Annotated in this window: 10 protein-coding genes; 7 read left to right on the top strand and 3 right to left on the bottom strand. The window is 73.7% G+C overall.

Annotated elements, in window-relative coordinates:
- Positions 1-58 precede the first annotated feature (58 nt).
- Positions 59-1,276, bottom strand: coding sequence for an Ig-like domain-containing protein (locus AB0398_RS03610; protein ID WP_366372073.1), 1,218 nt, complete (start codon positions 1,274-1,276; stop codon positions 59-61).
- Between the two features lie 164 nt (positions 1,277-1,440).
- Between AB0398_RS03610 and glgX the strand changes: the two genes are divergently transcribed.
- The 6 genes from glgX (at position 1,441) to AB0398_RS03580 (ending at position 12,257) form a co-directional block, all read left to right on the top strand.
- A complete protein-coding gene (gene glgX, locus AB0398_RS03605; RefSeq protein WP_366372071.1) occupies positions 1,441-3,642 on the top strand; it encodes a glycogen debranching protein GlgX in 2,202 nt (733 codons plus the stop codon).
- 148 nt (positions 3,643-3,790) lie between these two features.
- Positions 3,791-5,587, top strand: coding sequence for an ABC transporter ATP-binding protein (locus tag AB0398_RS03600; RefSeq protein ID WP_366372069.1), 1,797 nt, complete (start codon positions 3,791-3,793; stop codon positions 5,585-5,587).
- Positions 5,584-7,422: an ABC transporter ATP-binding protein gene (locus tag AB0398_RS03595; RefSeq protein WP_366372067.1), complete on the top strand. Its 1,839-nt coding sequence runs from the start codon at positions 5,584-5,586 to the stop codon at positions 7,420-7,422. Before AB0398_RS03600 ends, AB0398_RS03595 begins: the two co-directional genes overlap by 4 nt.
- Positions 7,423-7,887: 465 nt before the next feature.
- On the top strand, positions 7,888-9,915 hold the full coding sequence (locus AB0398_RS03590; RefSeq protein WP_366372065.1) for a M4 family metallopeptidase: 2,028 nt from the start codon (positions 7,888-7,890) through the stop codon (positions 9,913-9,915).
- 88 nt (positions 9,916-10,003) lie between these two features.
- Complete coding sequence (locus AB0398_RS03585; protein WP_366372063.1) at positions 10,004-10,660, top strand: response regulator transcription factor; 657 nt, start codon at positions 10,004-10,006, stop codon at positions 10,658-10,660.
- A 58-nt stretch (positions 10,661-10,718) separates the two neighbouring features.
- Entirely contained in the window at positions 10,719-12,257 is a 1,539-nt protein-coding gene (locus tag AB0398_RS03580; protein WP_366372061.1) for a histidine kinase, read from the top strand.
- A 54-nt stretch (positions 12,258-12,311) separates the two neighbouring features.
- On the opposite strand, the gene AB0398_RS03575 is transcribed toward AB0398_RS03580, so the two are convergent.
- Positions 12,312-13,721: an MFS transporter gene (locus AB0398_RS03575; RefSeq protein WP_366372059.1), complete on the bottom strand. Its 1,410-nt coding sequence runs from the start codon at positions 13,719-13,721 to the stop codon at positions 12,312-12,314.
- A 97-nt stretch (positions 13,722-13,818) separates the two neighbouring features.
- Between AB0398_RS03575 and AB0398_RS03570 the strand changes: the two genes are divergently transcribed.
- The gene (locus AB0398_RS03570; protein WP_366372057.1) at positions 13,819-14,445 is read left to right on the top strand and encodes a helix-turn-helix domain-containing protein; all 627 of its coding nucleotides are present in this window, start codon (positions 13,819-13,821) and stop codon (positions 14,443-14,445) included.
- 80 nt (positions 14,446-14,525) lie between these two features.
- On the opposite strand, the gene glgP is transcribed toward AB0398_RS03570, so the two are convergent.
- A complete protein-coding gene (glgP, locus tag AB0398_RS03565) occupies positions 14,526-17,096 on the bottom strand; it encodes an alpha-glucan family phosphorylase (RefSeq protein WP_366372055.1) in 2,571 nt (856 codons plus the stop codon).
- Positions 17,097-17,173 lie beyond the last annotated feature (77 nt).

Here is a 17,173-nt window from a genome sequence, read left to right as displayed (position 1 = left end):
GACGTGCGACGACGACGGAAGCGGCGGGGGTGGCGGGGGCGACGGGAGCGACGGGGAGTCAGCGGAGCGCGGAACCGGCCTTCCAGCTCTTCCAGTCCGTGTTCCAGCCGCCGAGCCCGTTGTCGGGGGCGACCTTCCGGTCGCGGGAGTTGACCACCTCCACCACGTCGCCGACGAGGGTCCGGTCGAAGAACCAGCCCGCGGGCGAGCGCTCGCTGCCGCCCTTCTCGTCCCGGAGCCCCACGCAGCCGTGGCTGACGTTGGCGGTGCCGAAGGTCTCGGGCGGGGCCCAGTAGTTGCCGTGCAGGAAGGTCCCGGACTCGGTGAGCCGCATCGCGTGCGGCACGTCCTTGATGTCGTACTCGCCGCCGAAGCCGACCGTGGCGCCGTTCATCCGGGTCACGTCGTACAGCTCGGTGACGACCATCTTCCCGTTGTACGTGGTGGTCTTCGGCGCTCCCGCGGTGATCGGCAGGGTGGCCAGGACCTCGCCGTCCCTGCGGACCTCCATGGTGTGCGCGGCGGCGTCCACGACGGAGACCTGGGAGCGGCCGACGGTGAAGCCGACCTTCTTGCGCTGGGTCCCGTACACGCCGGGCGCCCCCTCGACGTCCCGCAGGCCGATGTCGACGGTGACCCGGGTGCCGGCGGCCCAGTACCGCTCCGGGCGGAAGTCGAGCCGCTCCTTGCCGAACCAGTGGCCGGAGACCTCCACCGGCGGGTCCGAGGTGATCCGGACGGCGCGCTCGACCGCGGCCCGGTTCTCGACGGGCCGGCTGAAGGTGAAGGAGACGATCATGCCGGCGCCGACCGTGGAGCGGTTCTCCGGCTTGAAGTAGCCGATGAAGCGGGACTCGGGCACCACGGTGCTGAAGGTGGTGTGGCGGGCCGAGCGGCGTCCGTGGGCGTCGAGCGCGACGGCGTCCACGCTGTACTTGGCGGCCGGCGCGAGCCGGCCGGGGGCCGAGGGCCGCCAGCGCAGCCCGTCGGCGGAGACCTCCCCGGCGACCTCGGTCCGCCGGCCGTCCTCCACCCGGGCGACGTTCACCCGTTCGAGTCGTCCGCTGTCCACCCTCACCTCGACCGGTCCTCCGGTCGGGACCGCGCGGCTGCCGTCCTCCGGGGTGACCCGGATGACGTCGCCGGGGGCCCGTCCCTTGCCCGGCAGGGAGAGGTCGACGCCCCTGCCGCCGTCCGCTCCGGTGCAGCCCGCGAGGCCCGCCAGCAGTCCCGCCACCGCGAGGACGTGCCCCGCCCTCTTCCATACAGATCTCACGCCCGGCCCAACGACGGCCACCCTCCAGGGGAAACGTGCGCGCGGGCCATGTTGGGAGCACGGCCGTGCGGGCAGAACAGGGGGAGAACCTCGCGCGGGGAGCGGTGGCCGGGACGCCACCGCTCCCCGCGTGCGGACCCGACGGAGCCGCGGGAGGCCGGACGGTGGCGAGCGCAGCCGAGCAGGAGGCGGTACAGCAGCGTGCCCTGGAGCGGGCGGGGCCGCCCGTGTGGCCGGGGGCGCCGACGCCCCTGGGCGCCCGCTGCCGGGTCGGGCCCGGCGGGGTCGCGGGCACCAACTTCGCCCTGTGGGCGGGCGGGGCTGAGGCCGTCGAGCTGTGTCTGTTCGACGGGGACGGGACGGAGACGCGGCTGCCGCTGACCGAGCTGACCCACGAGATCTGGCACGGCTTCGTGCCCGGGATCGGCCCGGGGCAGCGCTACGGCTACCGGGTGCACGGCCGCTGGGACCCGTGGACGGGCGCCCGGTGGAACCCGGCGAAGCTGCTCCTCGACCCGTACGCGCGGGCCGTCGACGGCGAGTTCTCCCTGCCGCCCGAGGTGTACGGGCACGTGCGGGACTGGCCGCAGCAGCACGTGGCCGACACCGTCCGCGACGAGCGGGACTCCGCCCCGCACGTCCCCAAGGGGGTCGTCGTCCACGACGACGACGACTGGTCCGACGACCGCAGGCCCAAGACGCCCTGGCAGGACTCGGTCATCTACGAGGTGCACGTCAAGGGCTTCACGAAGCTGCACCCGGGCATCCCCGAGCATCTGCGCGGCACGTACGCGGGGCTCGCGCACCCGGCCGCGGTCGACCACCTCGTACGGCTCGGGGTGACGGCGGTGGAGCTGCTGCCGGTGCACCAGTTCGCGCACGAGGACCACCTGCTGCGGCGGGGCCTGCGCAACTACTGGGGGTACAACTCCGTCGGCTACTTCGCGCCGCACGCCGGCTACGCGTCCTCGGGGACGGCCGGGCAGCAGGTCGGCGAGTTCAAGAAGATGGTGCGGGCGCTGCACGCGGCCGGGATCGAGGTCATCCTCGACGTGGTCTACAACCACACGGCGGAGGCGGGCGAGCTGGGCCCGACCCTCTCCCTGAAGGGCATCGACAACCGGGGCTACTACCGGCTCCAGTCCGACGCCCGCCGGTACGCCGACTACACGGGCTGCGGCAACACCCTGCACGTGGTGCAGCCCCAGGTGCTGCGGCTCATCACCGACAGCCTGCGCTACTGGGTGACGGAGATGGGGGTGGACGGCTTCCGCTTCGACCTGGCGGCGGCGCTCGCCCGCTCCTTCCACGACGTCGACATGCTCTCCCCCTTCCTCGCGGTCATCGCCCAGGACCCGGTGCTGCGCCGGGTGAAGCTGATCGCGGAGCCCTGGGACGTGGGCAACGGCGGCTACCAGGTGGGGGCCTTCCCTCCGCTGTGGACCGAGTGGAACGACCGCTACCGGGACGCGGTGCGGGACTTCTGGCGCGGGGCGCTGCCGGACGTGCGGGACCTCGGCTACCGGCTCTCCGGCTCCAGCGACCTGTACGCCTGGGGCGGGCGCCGGCCGTACGCCTCGGTCAACTTCGTCACCGCCCACGACGGCTTCACGCTGCGGGACCTCGTCACGTACGAGCGGAAGCACAACGAGGCCAACGGCGAGGGCAACCGGGACGGCACCCACGACAACCGCTCCTGGAACTGCGGCGCGGAGGGCGAGACCGACGACCCGGAGATCGGGGCGCTGCGGCTGCGCCAGCAGCGCAACCTGCTCACCACCCTGCTCCTGTCGACCGGGGTGCCGATGCTGGTCTCCGGCGACGAGATGGGCCGCACCCAGGGCGGCAACAACAACGCGTACTGCCAGGACAACGAGATCGGTTGGCTCGACTGGTCGCTGCCGGAGGACCCCGGCCGGGCCCAGCTCCTCGCCCTGTCCCGGCGGCTCCTCGCACTGCGCCACCGGCATCCGGTGCTGCGCCGCCGGGCCTTCTTCTCCGGCCGGCCGCAGCGGGCGGACGGGCTGCGGGACCTGGCCTGGTTCACGGCCGGGGGGACCGAGATGACGGAGGGCGACTGGTACGCGCGGACGGGGACGCTCGGCCTCTACCTGTCGGGCCGGGACATCCCGGGCCGGGACGAGCGGGGCGAGCGGATCACCGACGACAGCTTCCTCGCCGTCCTGCACTCCGGCCACCGCCCCCTGGACTTCCGGCTGCCGGGCCCGCCGTGGGCGGAGACGTACGAACTGGTCGTGGACACGGCCCGCGAGGACCAGTCCGGGCCGCCGGGCACGGTCCACCGGGGCGGGGAGGTGCTCGCGGTGGGGGCGCGGTCGGTGGTGCTGCTGCGGGTGTCGAGGTGAGGGCGGGGGCGCGCGGGATCGGCGGAGCACGACGGAGCAGGTGAAGTCGCCGCCGCCGGGGCGGCGGGCGCCGCTTCGGGCCGGGTCCGGACGGGCGGGGGGAAAACCGGATGAGCGGTGTCAGTGGCGAACCGTAAGGTCGGACCTGATGCCCGAGAAACCCTTGCCCCCAGCGAATCCGGCGGACACCGCCGACCGGTCGGCGGTGCGCGTCCTGCTCCGCCTGTGGCCGTACGTCCGACCCGTGCGGGGGCGGCTGTTCACGGCCGCCTTCGTCGCGATAGTCGCCTCCTGTCTGTCGCTCGTCATCCCCCTCGTCCTGAAGTGGCTGGTGGACGGGCCCGTCGCGGACCGGGACCCCGGGGGCGTGTGGCTCGGCGCGCTGTACCTGCTGCTGCTCGGGATCACGGAGGCGGTCCTCTTCGGCTTCCGGCGCTGGCTGGTGGCGCGGCCGCTCGCCGGGGTGGAGGCCCGGATGCGGTCGGACCTGTACGGCAGGCTCCAGCGGCTGCCGATCGCCTTCCACGACCGGTGGGCGTCGGGCCAGCTCCTGTCGCGCGGGACGACGGACCTGATGCTGGTCCGGATGTTCCTCGCCTTCCCGCTGACCTTCCTCCTGGTCAACGGCGTGACGATCCTCGCCGGATACGTGCTGCTGCTCTCCCAGGACTGGTCCCTCGGCCTGGTGCTGCTGACCCCGGTGCTGCCGCTGGTGGTGGTCTGCTCGCTCTTCGAGGGCCGGTACGGCCTGGTGGCGCGCCGGGCCCAGGACCAGGTGGGCGATCTGACGACGGTCGTGGAGGAGAGCGTCCTCGGCATCCGGATCGTCAAGGGCTTCGGCCGGCACCGCAGCCAGGCGCGGGCCTTCCGCGAGCTCTCCGAGCGCCTGCGGGGCACCGAGCTGGTCAAGGCCCGGCTGCTCGCCATGATCTGGGCGGTCATCACGGTCGTACCGGAACTGGCCATCGGCGCGGCGCTCGTCCTCGGCACGGTGCAGGTCGCGGACGGCGACCTGTCGGCGGGCACGCTCGTGGCGTTCCTGTCGACGGCGCTCGCGCTGCGCTGGCCGGTGGAGTCGATCGGCTTCCTGCTCGCGATGAGCCAGGAGGCGGCGACGGCGACGGAGCGGTACTTCGAGGTGATGGACGCCGAGGAGGAGCCGGAGACGGCCTCCCCCGGGGCCCCGCGGGCCGACGGCCCGGACGGGGTGCGCTTCGAGAACGTCACCTTCCGCTATCCGGACGCCCCCGAGGGCGCCCCGCCGGTCCTGGACGGCGTGGACCTGCACATCCGCCCCGGCGAGACGCTGGCCCTGGTCGGCGGCACGGGCTCCGGGAAGACGACCCTCACCGCCCTCGTCCCGCGCCTGCACGAGACGACGGACGGCCGGATCCTCCTCGACGGCGAGGACGTCGCGCTGATGGAGCGGAGCCGCCTCCGCTCCCTGGTGTCGGTGGCCTTCGAGGAGCCCACCCTGTTCTCCGCGTCCGTCGGCGAGAACGTCCTGATGGGCGCCGACGGGACGGCGGGCGAGCCGGAGCTGCGGCGCGCCCTCGCCGTGGCCCAGGCGGACGACTTCGTGGACCGGCTGCCCGAGGCCGCCGCGACCCGGGTCGGCGAGCAGGGCCTGAGCCTGTCGGGCGGCCAGCGGCAGCGGCTCGCCCTGGCCCGCGCGGTGGTGGGCCGCCCCCGCTTCCTCGTCCTGGACGACCCCCTCTCCGCCCTCGACGTGCACACGGAGGCGCGGGTGGAGGCGGCCCTGCGGGAGGTGCTGCGGGAGACGACGGCCCTGGTGGTGGCGCACCGCCCGTCGACGGTGATGCTGGCCGACCGGGTCGCGCTGCTGTCCGGGGGCCGGATCACGGCCGTGGGCACCCACCAGGAACTGCTGCGGAGCAGCGAGGAGTACGCCTGGCTGATGTCGGGCGAGAAGGAACGGCGATGACGGACACCACGCTCACGAAGCCGCCCACCACCGCGCCGGACGAGCCGGACCCCTTCGACCGCGACGACCTGCCCGCTCCCCCGGGGGCGACGGGCGCCCTGCTCCGCTCCCTCCTGTCCGCGCACCGCGCGCGGGTCGCGGTCGCCGCGCTCGTCCTCCTGGTCAAGGAGGCGGCGGTCCAGGCGGGCCCGCTGCTCGTCGCGTACGCCATCGACCGCGCCGTCCCGGCCTTCCGCGCGGGCGACCACGGCCCGGTGGTCGCGGTGGCCCTCGGCTACCTCCTCTGCTCGGTCCTCTCGGGCCTCCTCCAGTACGTCTTCGTCCGGGGAGCGGCCCGCGTCAACCAGGACGTCCTCCTGGACCTGCGGGGCCGGATCTTCCGCCACGCACAACTGCTCAGCGTCGACTTCCACGAGCGCTACACCTCGGGCCGGCTGATCTCCCGCTCCACCACGGACGTGGAGTCGCTGCGGGAACTCCTCTCGGAGGGCCTCCAGGAACTGATCGGCGTGGTCCTCTCCTTCGTCTCGATCACCCTCGTGCTCCTCTGGCTGGACCTGGGCATCGGCGCGGTGGCGACGGCGTCCTTCGTCCCCCTCTACCTCCTGGTGCAGCTCTACCGCCGCCGCGCGGGCCGGGTGTACGGCGAGCGCTCCACCGCGATCGCGGGCGTGATCGTGAAGTTCGCGGAGACGATGAACGGCATCAGGCCCGTCCGCGCGTTCCGCCGCGAACGGACCAACGACGCGGAGTTCGCGGCCCTCAACCACCGCCACGAACGAAGCAACGGCGACGCGCTCCTGGAGATGGCCCGCTATGTCGTGGGCTCACGTCTGGTGGCGAACACGGCAGTGGCCGGAATGTGCCTCTGGGGCGCGTACCGGGTGGCGGAGGGCTCCCTGGAACTGGGCGTGCTGGCGGCGGCCGTCCTGTACATGCGACGCCTGTACGACCCGATCGACCGCCTGGGCATGTTCCTCAACTCGTACGAGTCGGCGGCGGCGTCCCTCGCCAAGATCGCGGGCCTCCTGGCCCAGGAACCGGGCGTCCCGGAGACGACGGCGCCCCGCGACCTCCCGCACCGCGAGGGCGCCCCGGGTCGGGAGGTGGTCTTCGACGACGTGAGGTTCGCGTACCGCACGGGAGGCGAGGTCCTCCCCACCTTCGACCTGAGGATCCCGGCCGGCCAGACGGTGGCGGTGGTGGGAGCGACGGGCGCGGGAAAGTCGACCCTGGCCAAACTCCTGGCCCGCTTCTACGACCCGACGGAGGGCCGGGTCCTCCTCGACGGCATCGATCTCCGCGATCTCACCACCCCCGACCTGCGGCGCGGAATCGTCATGGTCACCCAGGAGGCGTTCCTCTTCTCGGGCACGGTGGCGGAGAACATCGCGATCGGCCGCCCGGACGCGACGCGCGCGGAGATCGAGGAGGCGGCGAAGGCCATCGGCGCCCACGACTTCATCACGGGACTGCCCGACGGCTACGACACGGACGTACGGAAGCGCGGCGGCAGGATCTCGGCGGGCCAGCGCCAACTGGTGGCCTTCGCCCGCGCGCTCCTGGCGGACCCGGCGGTCCTGATCCTGGACGAGGCGACGAGCTCCCTCGACGTACCCGGTGAAAGGGCGGTCCAGCAGGCCATGGACACGGTCCTGAAGGGCCGTACGGCGGTGGTCATCGCCCACCGCCTGTCGACGGTCGAGGTGGCGGACCGGGTCCTGGTGATGGAGTCGGGCCGGATCGTCGAGGACGGCCCGCCGTCGGCCCTGGTGACGGGAGACGGCCACTACGCGGGCCTGCACCAGGCGTGGCGGGACAGCCTGGTGGGCTGAAGAGGACCGCGTACGTGAGTGGGGGCCGTGGAGGGGGCCGTGTTCGGGACGTGGAGCGTGATGTGGGGCGCGCGAGAACCGGTCACTCCGCCGGGACCCGCAGGCGCCGTGAATCACGCGGTCCCGAACGCGGCCCCCGGAACGGCCCCCACGCCCCCGAAAAACCGGAGTGCGCCCCACCGCCCAACCCCCGCAGGCGAAAACACGCCTTCGGCCGAACAACACCCCACGTCCATCCCACAGCTCACGAAACGTCCGCTTAACGAACGCGCCCGTACCAGCAGCGGACGATTTCTGGCCAACTTCCAGCCGCACTCCTGACAGGTCCCCGTCATCCCTGTCACTCTCTCCCCGGCCCCCGAACGAAAGTTCCCGGCGTCACCTGAACGTGCTCAACCGCTCTCCTTGCTCTGCCCGACGGACTCACCCAAGCCCGCCGGTACCCCCCTCGCAAAAGGAGTCCGCGTGAGATCCACGCCCAGCCGTCGTGCCACCGCGACCGGCGCCCTGATAGCCGCCGCCGCCATGCTCGCCGTGAGCGTCCAGACGGGCGCCGCCACCGCGGCGGACACCCCGTTCAGCGCCGCCCCCAAGGCCCAGCAGGGCACCTCGGCGAACCCCGGCAAGCTCCCGGCCGACCTCACCCCGGCCCAGCGCACCGCGCTGATCAAGGCGGCCGACGCCGACAAGGCCGCCACGGCCAAGTCCCTCGGCCTCGGCGCCGAGGAGAAGCTGGTCGTCCGCGACGTCGTCCAGGACCGCGACGGCACGACCCACACCCGCTACGAGCGGACCTACGCGGGCCTGCCCGTCCTCGGCGGCGACCTGGTCGTCGAGGAGTCGAAGGCCGGCGCCCGGCAGAGCGTCACCAAGGCGGTCCGCACGGAGCTGAAGAACGTCGACACGACCGCCAAGGTCGCCCCGGCCGCCGCCGAGAAGCAGGCCGTCGGCCTCGCCCAGGCGGACGGCTCGGAGAAGACCGCCGCCAGCCGCGCCCCGCGCAAGGTCGTCTGGCTCGCCGAGGGCTCCCCGGTCCTCGCGTACGAGACCGTCGTCGGCGGCCTCCAGCACGACGGCACCCCGAACGAGCTGCACGTCGTCACGGACGCCAAGACGGGCGCGAAGCTCTACGAGTGGCAGGCCGTCGAGACCGGCACCGGCAACACGCAGTACAGCGGCCAGGTGACGCTCGGCACCGCGCCCTCGTACACGCTGACGGACACGGGCCGCGGCAGCCACAAGACGTACAACCTCAACGGCGGCAGCTCCGGCACGGGAACGCTGTTCACCAACTCCACCGACGTGTGGGGCAACGGCAACCCGTCCAACAAGGAGACCGCGGGCGCCGACGCGCACTACGGCGCCGCGCTCACCTGGGACTACTACAAGAACGTGCACGGCCGCACCGGCATCCGCGGTGACGGCGTCGGCGCGTACTCCCGGGTCCACTACGGCAACGCGTACGTCAACGCCTTCTGGCAGGACTCCTGCTTCTGCATGACGTACGGCGACGGCGCGGGCAACGCCAAGCCGCTGACCTCGATCGACGTGGCCGCGCACGAGATGACGCACGGCCTGACCTCGGTCACCGCCAAGCTGGTCTACAGCGGCGAGTCCGGCGGCCTCAACGAGGCCACCTCGGACATCTTCGCGGCGGCCGTCGAGTTCTACGCCAACAACGCCCAGGACCAGGGCGACTACCTGGTCGGCGAGAAGATCGACATCCGCGGCAACGGCACCCCGCTGCGCTACATGGACAAGCCGAGCAAGGACGGCTCGTCCAAGGACGCCTGGTACTCGGGCATCGGCTCGATCGACGTCCACTACTCCTCGGGCCCGGCGAACCACTGGTTCTACCTGCTCTCCGAGGGCAGCGGCACCAAGACGATCAACGGCGTGAACTACGACTCGCCGACCTCGGACGGCCTGCCCGTCACGGGCATCGGCCGGGACAAGGCCGCGCTGATCTGGTTCAAGGCGCTCACCACCAAGTTCGGCTCGAACACCAACTACGCGGCCGCCCGCACGGGCACGGTCGACGTGGCGAAGGCGCTCTACGGCGCCACCAGCCCCGAGGTGACGGCCGTCGAGAACGCCTGGGCCGCCATCAACGTCGGCGCCCGTCCCGGCGGCGGCAACCCCGGTGGCAAGGTCTTCGAGAACACCGCCGACGTCGCCGTCCCGGACAACGGCGCCGCGGTCACCTCGACGGTCAACGTCACCGGCGTCACCGGCAACGCGCCCAGCAACCTCTCCGTCGGCGTGGACATCGTCCACACCTACAAGGGCGACCTGATCGTCGACCTCGTCGCCCCCGACGGCTCGGTCTACAACCTGCACAACCGCACCGGCGGCAGCGCCGACAACATCGTCCAGACCTACACCGTGAACGCCTCCTCGGAGGTCGCCAACGGCGCCTGGAAGCTCCGCGTCCAGGACAAGGCCTCGGCCGACACCGGCTACATCAACGCCTTCAAGCTGACCTTCCCGTAACCGTCACGGGCAGGGCCGGAACGAAGTGACGGACGCCCCGGGGGCAACGCCCCCGGGGCGTCCGCGCGTCCTCCGTAGGGTGGACCACGTGATCAGGGTGCTGCTGGCCGACGACGAGACGATGATCAGGGCCGGGGTGCGGGCCATCCTCACCACCGACCCCGGGATCGAGGTGGTGGCGGAGGCGGGCGACGGGCACGAGGCCGTCGCGCTCGCCCGCGAGCACCGGCCGGACGTCGTGCTGCTCGACGTCCGGATGCCCCGGCTCGACGGACTCGCCGCCGCCGAGGAGCTGCGCGGGACCGTGCCGGGCACGGCCGTCGTCATGCTGACGACCTTCTCCGAGGACGCCTTCATCGCGCGGGCGCTCGGCTCGGGCGTCGGCGGCTTCCTGCTGAAGTCGGGGGATCCGCGCGAACTCATCGCCGGGGTCAAGGCGGTGGCGGCCGGCGGGGCGGCGCTCTCACCCTCGGTCGCCCGCCGGGTCATCGACACCCTGGGCGGCGAACGGTTCACGCGCGCCGCCGGGGCGCGGGCCCGTCTGGAGCCGCTGACCGGCCGGGAGCGGGAGGTCGTCGCCCTCCTCGGCGCCGGACTCTCGAACCAGGAGATCGCGGACCGCATGTACGTGGTCGAGGGCACGGTCAAGGCGCACGTGAGCGCGGTCCTGGCCCGTCTGGGCCTGCGCAACCGGGTGCAGCTGGCGGTCCTGGCGTACGAGGCGGGCCTGGTCCCGCATGAGTGACCGCCCTCACCGGCCCTGGCCCCGTATGCGTGAACGCCCCCACCGGACCTGGCCCCGCATGAGCGAGCGCCCCCGCCGCCCCGCCCGCGCCCACGCCACCGACGCGGCCCTCTGGCTCCTCCTCTGCGTCCCGGTCCTGCTCCGCTCGGACCCGAACGACGGCGGTTCCTGGCCCCTGGTCGCCCTGGGCGTGACGGTCCTCGGCGGCTGCGTCGCGGTGAGCCGGCGGTGGCCGCTGGTGCCGCTCGCGGTCACGGTCGCGACGAGCCTGACCGTCACCCCGGAGCTGTTCACCGCCTCGTACAGCCCGGCCCTGGTGGCCTTCGGGTATCTGGCGGGACGGCGGCGGGCGCGGACGCGCGGGGCGCTGTGGCTGTTCGCCGCGATCGCGGCGGCGGGGCTGCTCCTGACCACGGTCACGGGCACGCCCCTCGGCCAGTGGTTCACGCTGCTGCTCGCGCTGGCGCTGGCGGTCGTGGCGCCCTGGCTGATCGGCCGGTACGCGCGCCAGTACGACCGGCTGGTGCGCAGCGGCTGGGAGCTGGCGGACCGGATGGAGCGGGAGCGGGCGGCCGTCGCCGACCGGGAGCGGTTGCGGGAACGCTCCCGGATCGCGGGCGACATGCACGACTCCCTCGGCCACGACCTGGCCCTGATCGCGATCCGCGCGGGCGCCCTGGAGGTGGACCCGGGGCTCGGCCCGGACCAGCGGCGGGCGGCGGGCGAGCTGCGGCGCGCGGCGGCGGACGCGACGACCCGGCTGAGGGACGTCGTCGGCGTCCTGCGGGAGGACGGCGCGGGGGCGCCGACGACCCCGCCGGGCGAGACGGTGGAGGAACTGGTGGCCCGCGCCCGCGCGTCGGGCCTGCCCGTCACGCTCACCACGCCACCGATGCCGGCCCTGCCGGGGATGACGGGCCCCGCCCTGCACCGGGTCGTGCAGGAGGGCCTGACCAACGCGGCCAAGCACGCGCCGGGCGCGGCGGTCTCGGTCGCGGTGGCGCCGGAGACGACGGGCGTACGGGTCGAGGTGGTCAGCGGCCCCGGCGGCTCCGGGGACGCCGCCCTCCCCTCCGGCGGCACCGGCCTCGTCGCCCTGGACGAGCGGGTGCGGCTCGCGGGCGGCTCGCTGACGCACCGGGCGACGGCGGACGGCGGGTTCGTCCTGACGGCCGTCCTGCCCCGCGATCCCCCACCGCCCCGGCCCGCAGCACCCACCTCCGCGCGGGAGCTGGACCGGGCCCGCCGGAAGGTCCGCCGGGGCCTCACCCAGGCGATCTGGATCCCCCTGGCACTCCTCACCGCGCTCGGCGTGCTGATGGGCGGGGTCGCGCTGTGGACCCAGCACCGGTCGTACCTGGAGCCGGAGGAGTACGCCCGGCTGCACGTCGGCCAGTCGTACGCGGAGGCCGCCGGGGAACTGCCCGCCCGCCCCCTGGACGGCCCGCCCCACGGCGCCCCCGCCGAACCGCCCGGGACGGACGAGTGCCGCTACTACCGCACCACGCTGCTCGCCGCCGTACCGGTGTACCGGCTGTGCTTCACGGCGGGGCGCCTCGCCGACAAGGCCGAGGTGCCCCGAACCGCCACGAGGTGATCGCTCCTCCTCGCTGTACGCACACGGTCCGGCGGGCTGGGCGGCTCACCGCGTTCACGGGGAGGCGGGGCCCGTGGTGGCCTCCTTCGGCTGCGAGACGCGGGCCACGAGGAAGAGCAGTACGCCACAGCCGGCGACCAGGATCCAGCCCGGGCGGGACGCGTGCGCGAGGCCCATCGGGCTGGTGTCCGTGACCAGGCCGCCGGCGAGAGCGATGCCGAGGGCGGAGCCGAGTTGCCGTGCGGTGGAGGTGATCGCCCCGGCCACGCCGGCACGGGCGGGCGGCAGTCCGTTGACCGCGGTGTTGGTGATCGGGGCGTTGACGAAGCCGAACCCGATGCCGATGAGCGCGTAGGCGGCCAGAAGCAGGAGCACGTTCGTGTGCGGGGTGAGCCGGACCAGGCAGAGCCCGCCGGCGGTGAGGAAACCACCGGCGAGCAGCAGCGGCAGCCGCGGCCCCGCGCGGCCGGTCATGCGTCCGGACCAGGGGGCGCAGACGGTCGCCCCGAGGGCCAGGGGCAGAGTCGCCGCACCGGCGGCCAGCGGCGTCCATCCCCGGGTGTGCTGCAGATAGAGGGTGTTCAGGAGCAGTGTCACGCTCAGGGCGACGAAGACCGCCACCGCGCCGACGACGGCGCCGCTGAAGGCCGGGCGGCCGAAGAGCCCCAGATCCATCAGCGGCTCGGGCCGGCGGGACTCGACCCACACGAATCCGGCCGTCGCCGCGGCGGCCCCCGCGTATCCCGCCCATGCCGCGGGCGATGTCCAGCCGATGCGCGGCCCTTCGATCAGGACGCCGACCACGACGGCGAGGGCCATGGTCAGCAGGACCTGGCCGGGCAGGTCGAGCCGCCGGGCCCGCGGTGCCCGGGACTCCGGCACGAACACCGCGCTGAGCAGCAGAGCGGCCGCGATGACGGGTGTGTTGATCCAGAACAGCGCCCGCCAGTCGAGCCATGCGAGCAGCGCGCCGCCCGTGACGGGTCCGGCGGCCATGCTCAGTCCGAACACCGACGCCCAGACGCCGATCGCCCGCGCCCGTTCCTTCGGGTCCGGCATCGCGTTCACCACGATCGCGAGCGCCACGGGGCTGAGCATCGAGGCACCGACGCCCTGGAGGGCGCGGGCCGCGACGAGCACTCCCGCCGACGGGGCGAGCGCGCAGAGCAGTGAGGCCGCGCCGAACACGGCCAGCCCCGACTGGAACACCCTGCGCCGTCCGAAGCGATCCGCCAGCGCGCCGGAGGAGATCAGGAGGCCGGCCAGGGCGAGGGTGTAGGCGTCCACGATCCATTCGAGACCGCGCGTGTCGGCGTCCAGGCCGCGCCCGATGGCCGGCAGACCCACATTGACGACGGTGGTGTCCAGGCCCACCAGGAACATGCTCAGGCAGCAGACGGCCAGTACGGTCCGGCGTCTGCGCGCACTCAGCACGGGTTGAACGGGGTGTGTGGTCGCGGTCACGGCCTGCCTCTGATCGTCCGGGAACTGTGTCCGGCAAGGCTCGGCCCGGGCGACCGCCGCGGCCCATCGATTTTGCGAAGACTGCAAGACTGGGTCCATGGACACGGGAGCCGGGGACACAGGAGCCAGGGACGCGGAGCTGGAGCAGCTCATCGGGGGCATCGGCCCCCGGCTGCGCCGACTTCGCCGGGAACGGGGGCTCACGCTGGAGGCGCTCGCCGCCACGACCGGGATCTCGGTCAGCACGCTGTCCCGAGTGGAATCGGGCAAGCGGCGCCCCACTCTGGACCTGCTCATCCCCCTGGCACGGGCGCACCGCGTCGCGCTCGACCAGCTGGTGGCCGCGCCTGCCAGCGGTGACCCCCGGGTGCACCTCCGGCCCCTGCGCAAGGAACGCGGGAGCGTCCTCGTGCCCCTGACGCAGTACCCGGGCCGGGTGCAGGTCTTCAAGCAGGTGCTGGCACCCCGCAGGCCGGAACTGGTCACCCACGAGGGCTACGAATGGCTCTACGTCCTCGCCGGTCGGCTGCGCCTCGTCCTCGGGGAGAAGGACTTCACGCTGCGGCCCGGCGAAGTGGCCGAGTTCGACACCACCGAGCCTCATTGGTTCGGCCCCGCCGACACGAACGCCGTGGAGATCCTGCACCTGTTCGGTCCACGGGGGGACCAGGCCGTCGTCCGCGCCGGACCCTCCACGACCACCGCCCCGACGGGCTCACCGTGACAAAGCCGTCCGGAGGCGGGAGCCCAGAACCGTGGCGCCCTGGGAACAGGGCACCACGGTTCGGGGCATTCGGCGGACCGCTACCGCAGCAGCACCCCCGCTCCCGCCCCTGTCGTCTCCTCCGGCAGGGCCGCGAGGCCCAGTTCGGAGGGGTGGGCGAGGAGGGGGTGGGTGGGCAGGACCCGGACGGTGCAGCCGAAGGAGCCGGTGCGGTCGAGTTCCAGGGTGCCCGCGTACGGGAGGCGGCCCTCCAGGTCGGGGCCGCCCGCCGGCTTGAGGGCGACGGTGCGGGATGCGGTGAGGGTGTCGTCGGCGTCGACCCGGCCGGTGACGGCCTGGACCTCGACGTCGTCGGGGCCGAGCGCGCCGAGGGCGACCCGGACGCGGACGACCGGGGTGGCGCCCAGCTCCGCGTCGGCCACGTCGTCCGCGAGGCCGTCGCCGACCTCGACGTGGTCGACGGTCACCCGGGGCCAGGCCTCCCGGACCCGGGCCTTCCAGGCGGCGAGTTCGCGGGCCCGGTCCGGGGTGAGCGCCCGGCGGGCGGAGGCGGCGGGGGCGTAGAGCCGCTCGACGTACTCGCGGACCATGCGGTCGGCGAGGACCTTGGGGCCGAGGTCGGTGAGGGTGCGCCGGACCATCGCCGTCCAGCCGGCCGGGACGCCGTCGCCGCCCCGGTCGTAGAAGCGGGGGGCGACGCGGCGCTCGATCAGCTCGTAGAGGGCGGCGGCCTCCAGGTCGTCGCGGCGCTCCTCGTCGGCGGCGGCCGCGCCGTCGGCGGTGGGGATGGCCCAGCCGAAGTCGGGCTCGAACCACTCGTCCCACCAGCCGTCGAGGACGGAGAGGTTGAGGCAGCCGTTGAGGGCGGCCTTCATGCCGCTGGTGCCACAGGCCTCCAGGGGGCGCAGGGGGTTGTTGAGCCAGACGTCGCAGCCGGGGTAGAGGCCGCGGGCCATCTCCATGCCGTAGTCGGGCAGGAAGACGATCCGGTGCCGGACCCGGGGGTCGTCGGCGAAGCGGACGAGTTCCTGCACGAGCCGCTTGCCGCCGTCGTCGGCGGGGTGGGCCTTGCCGGCGACGACGAGCTGCACGGGCCGCTCGGGGTGGAGCAGCAGCGACCGCAGCCGGTCCTTGTCGCGCAGCATCAGGGTGAGCCGCTTGTACGACGGGACGCGGCGGGCGAAGCCGATGGTGAGGACGTCGGGGTCGAGGACGGAGTCGGTCCAGCCGAGCTCGGCGGCGGCCGCGCCGCGCTGCCGCCAGGAGGCCCGCAGCCGGTCCCGCACGTCGGCGACGAGCCGCTCGCGCAGGGTGCGGCGCAGGTCCCACAGCTCCCGGTCGCTCGCGTCGGGGCCCAGCGGGCCGACCTCGGGGGCGACCCAGGTGGGGGCGTGGACGCCGTTGGTGATGGAGGTGATGGGCACTTCCTCGGGGTCGAATCCCGGCCATAGTCCGGCGAACATGGCGCGGCTGACAGCGCCGTGGAGGGTGGAGACGCCGTTGGCGCGCTGGGCGAGGCGCAGACCCATGGCGGCCATGTTGAAGACGCCGGGTTCGCCGCCGAGCGGGGTCTCGTCGCCGAGGGCGAGGACGCGGCCGGTGTCGACGCCGGGCAGGGCGCCGTCCTCGCCGAGGTGGCGGGCGACCAGGGTGCGGTCGAAACGGTCGATGCCGGCCGCGACGGGGGTGTGGGTGGTGAAGACGGTCCCGGCCCGGACGGCCTCCAGGGCGCCGTCGAAGTCGAGTCCTTCGCCCTGGAGTTCACGGATGCGTTCGAGGCCGAGGAAGCCGGCGTGGCCCTCGTTGGTGTGGAAGACCTCGGGGACGGGGTGGCCGGTGAGCCGGGTGTACGTGCGGACGGCGCGGACGCCGCCGATGCCGAGCAGCATCTCCTGGAGGAGCCGGTGCTCGCTGCCGCCGCCGTAGAGGCGGTCGGTGACGCCGCGCTCGCCGGGGGCGTTCTCCTCGACGTCGGAGTCGAGCATGAGCAGCGGGACGCGGCCGACCTGGGCGGTCCACAGCTGGGCGTGCAGGCTGCGGCCGCCGGGGAGGGCGAGGGTGACGCGGGCGGGGGTGCCGTCGGGCTCGCGGAGCAGGGTGACGGGCAGCTCGCCGGGGTCGAGGACGGGGTACTGCTCCTGCTGCCAGCCGTCCCTGCCGAGGGACTGGCGGAAGTAGCCGTGCCGGTAGAGCAGTCCGACGCCGATCAGGGGGACGCCGAGGTCGCTGGCGGCCTTGAGGTGGTCGCCGGCGAGGATGCCGAGGCCGCCGGAGTACTGGGGCAGGGCGGCGGCGACGCCGAACTCGGGCGAGAAGTAGGCGACGGCGGCCGGGAGGTCGCCGGACTGCTCCTGGTACCAGCGGGGGGCGTGCAGATAGGCGTCGAGGTCATCGGCGGCGGCCCGGAGCCGGGCCAGGAAGTCCTGGTCGGCGGCGAGCGCGGCGAGCCGGGGGGCTTCGAGGGCGCCGAGGACCCGGACGGGGTCGGCGCCGGCCCGGGAGCCCGGCCGGGACGGGTCGGCGGCGAGGGAGTCGAAGAGGGCCCGGGTGGGCTCGTGCCAGGACCAGCGCAGGTTGCGCGCCAGGTCGGCGAGGGGTCGAAGGGTGTCGGGGAGGACGGGACGCACGGTGAATCGACGGATTGCCTTCACGTGTTCCACCTTCGCAGGCGAGTACGGACCGGAGCGGACGCACCACGCTGTGTGTCCGGCGTGCCGCTCCGATGGTA

This window comes from Streptomyces sp. NPDC086147 (assembly GCF_040702165.1).
GTDB lineage: Bacteria > Actinomycetota > Actinomycetes > Streptomycetales > Streptomycetaceae > Streptomyces.
Note: the sequence above shows the minus strand (reverse complement) of the source record. Positions and strands in the feature narration are given on the sequence as shown.

Bases quoted from the DNA above. Each gene is read 5' to 3' on its own strand.
- AB0398_RS03580 (WP_366372061.1), top strand. From the start codon at position 10,719: ATGAGCGAGCGCCCCCGCCGCCCCGCCCGCGCCCACGCCACCGACGCG.
- AB0398_RS03570 (WP_366372057.1), top strand. From the start codon at position 13,819: ATGGACACGGGAGCCGGGGACACAGGAGCCAGGGACGCGGAGCTGGAG.
- AB0398_RS03595 (WP_366372067.1), top strand. From the start codon at position 5,584: ATGACGGACACCACGCTCACGAAGCCGCCCACCACCGCGCCGGACGAG.
- AB0398_RS03600 (WP_366372069.1), top strand. From the start codon at position 3,791: ATGCCCGAGAAACCCTTGCCCCCAGCGAATCCGGCGGACACCGCCGAC.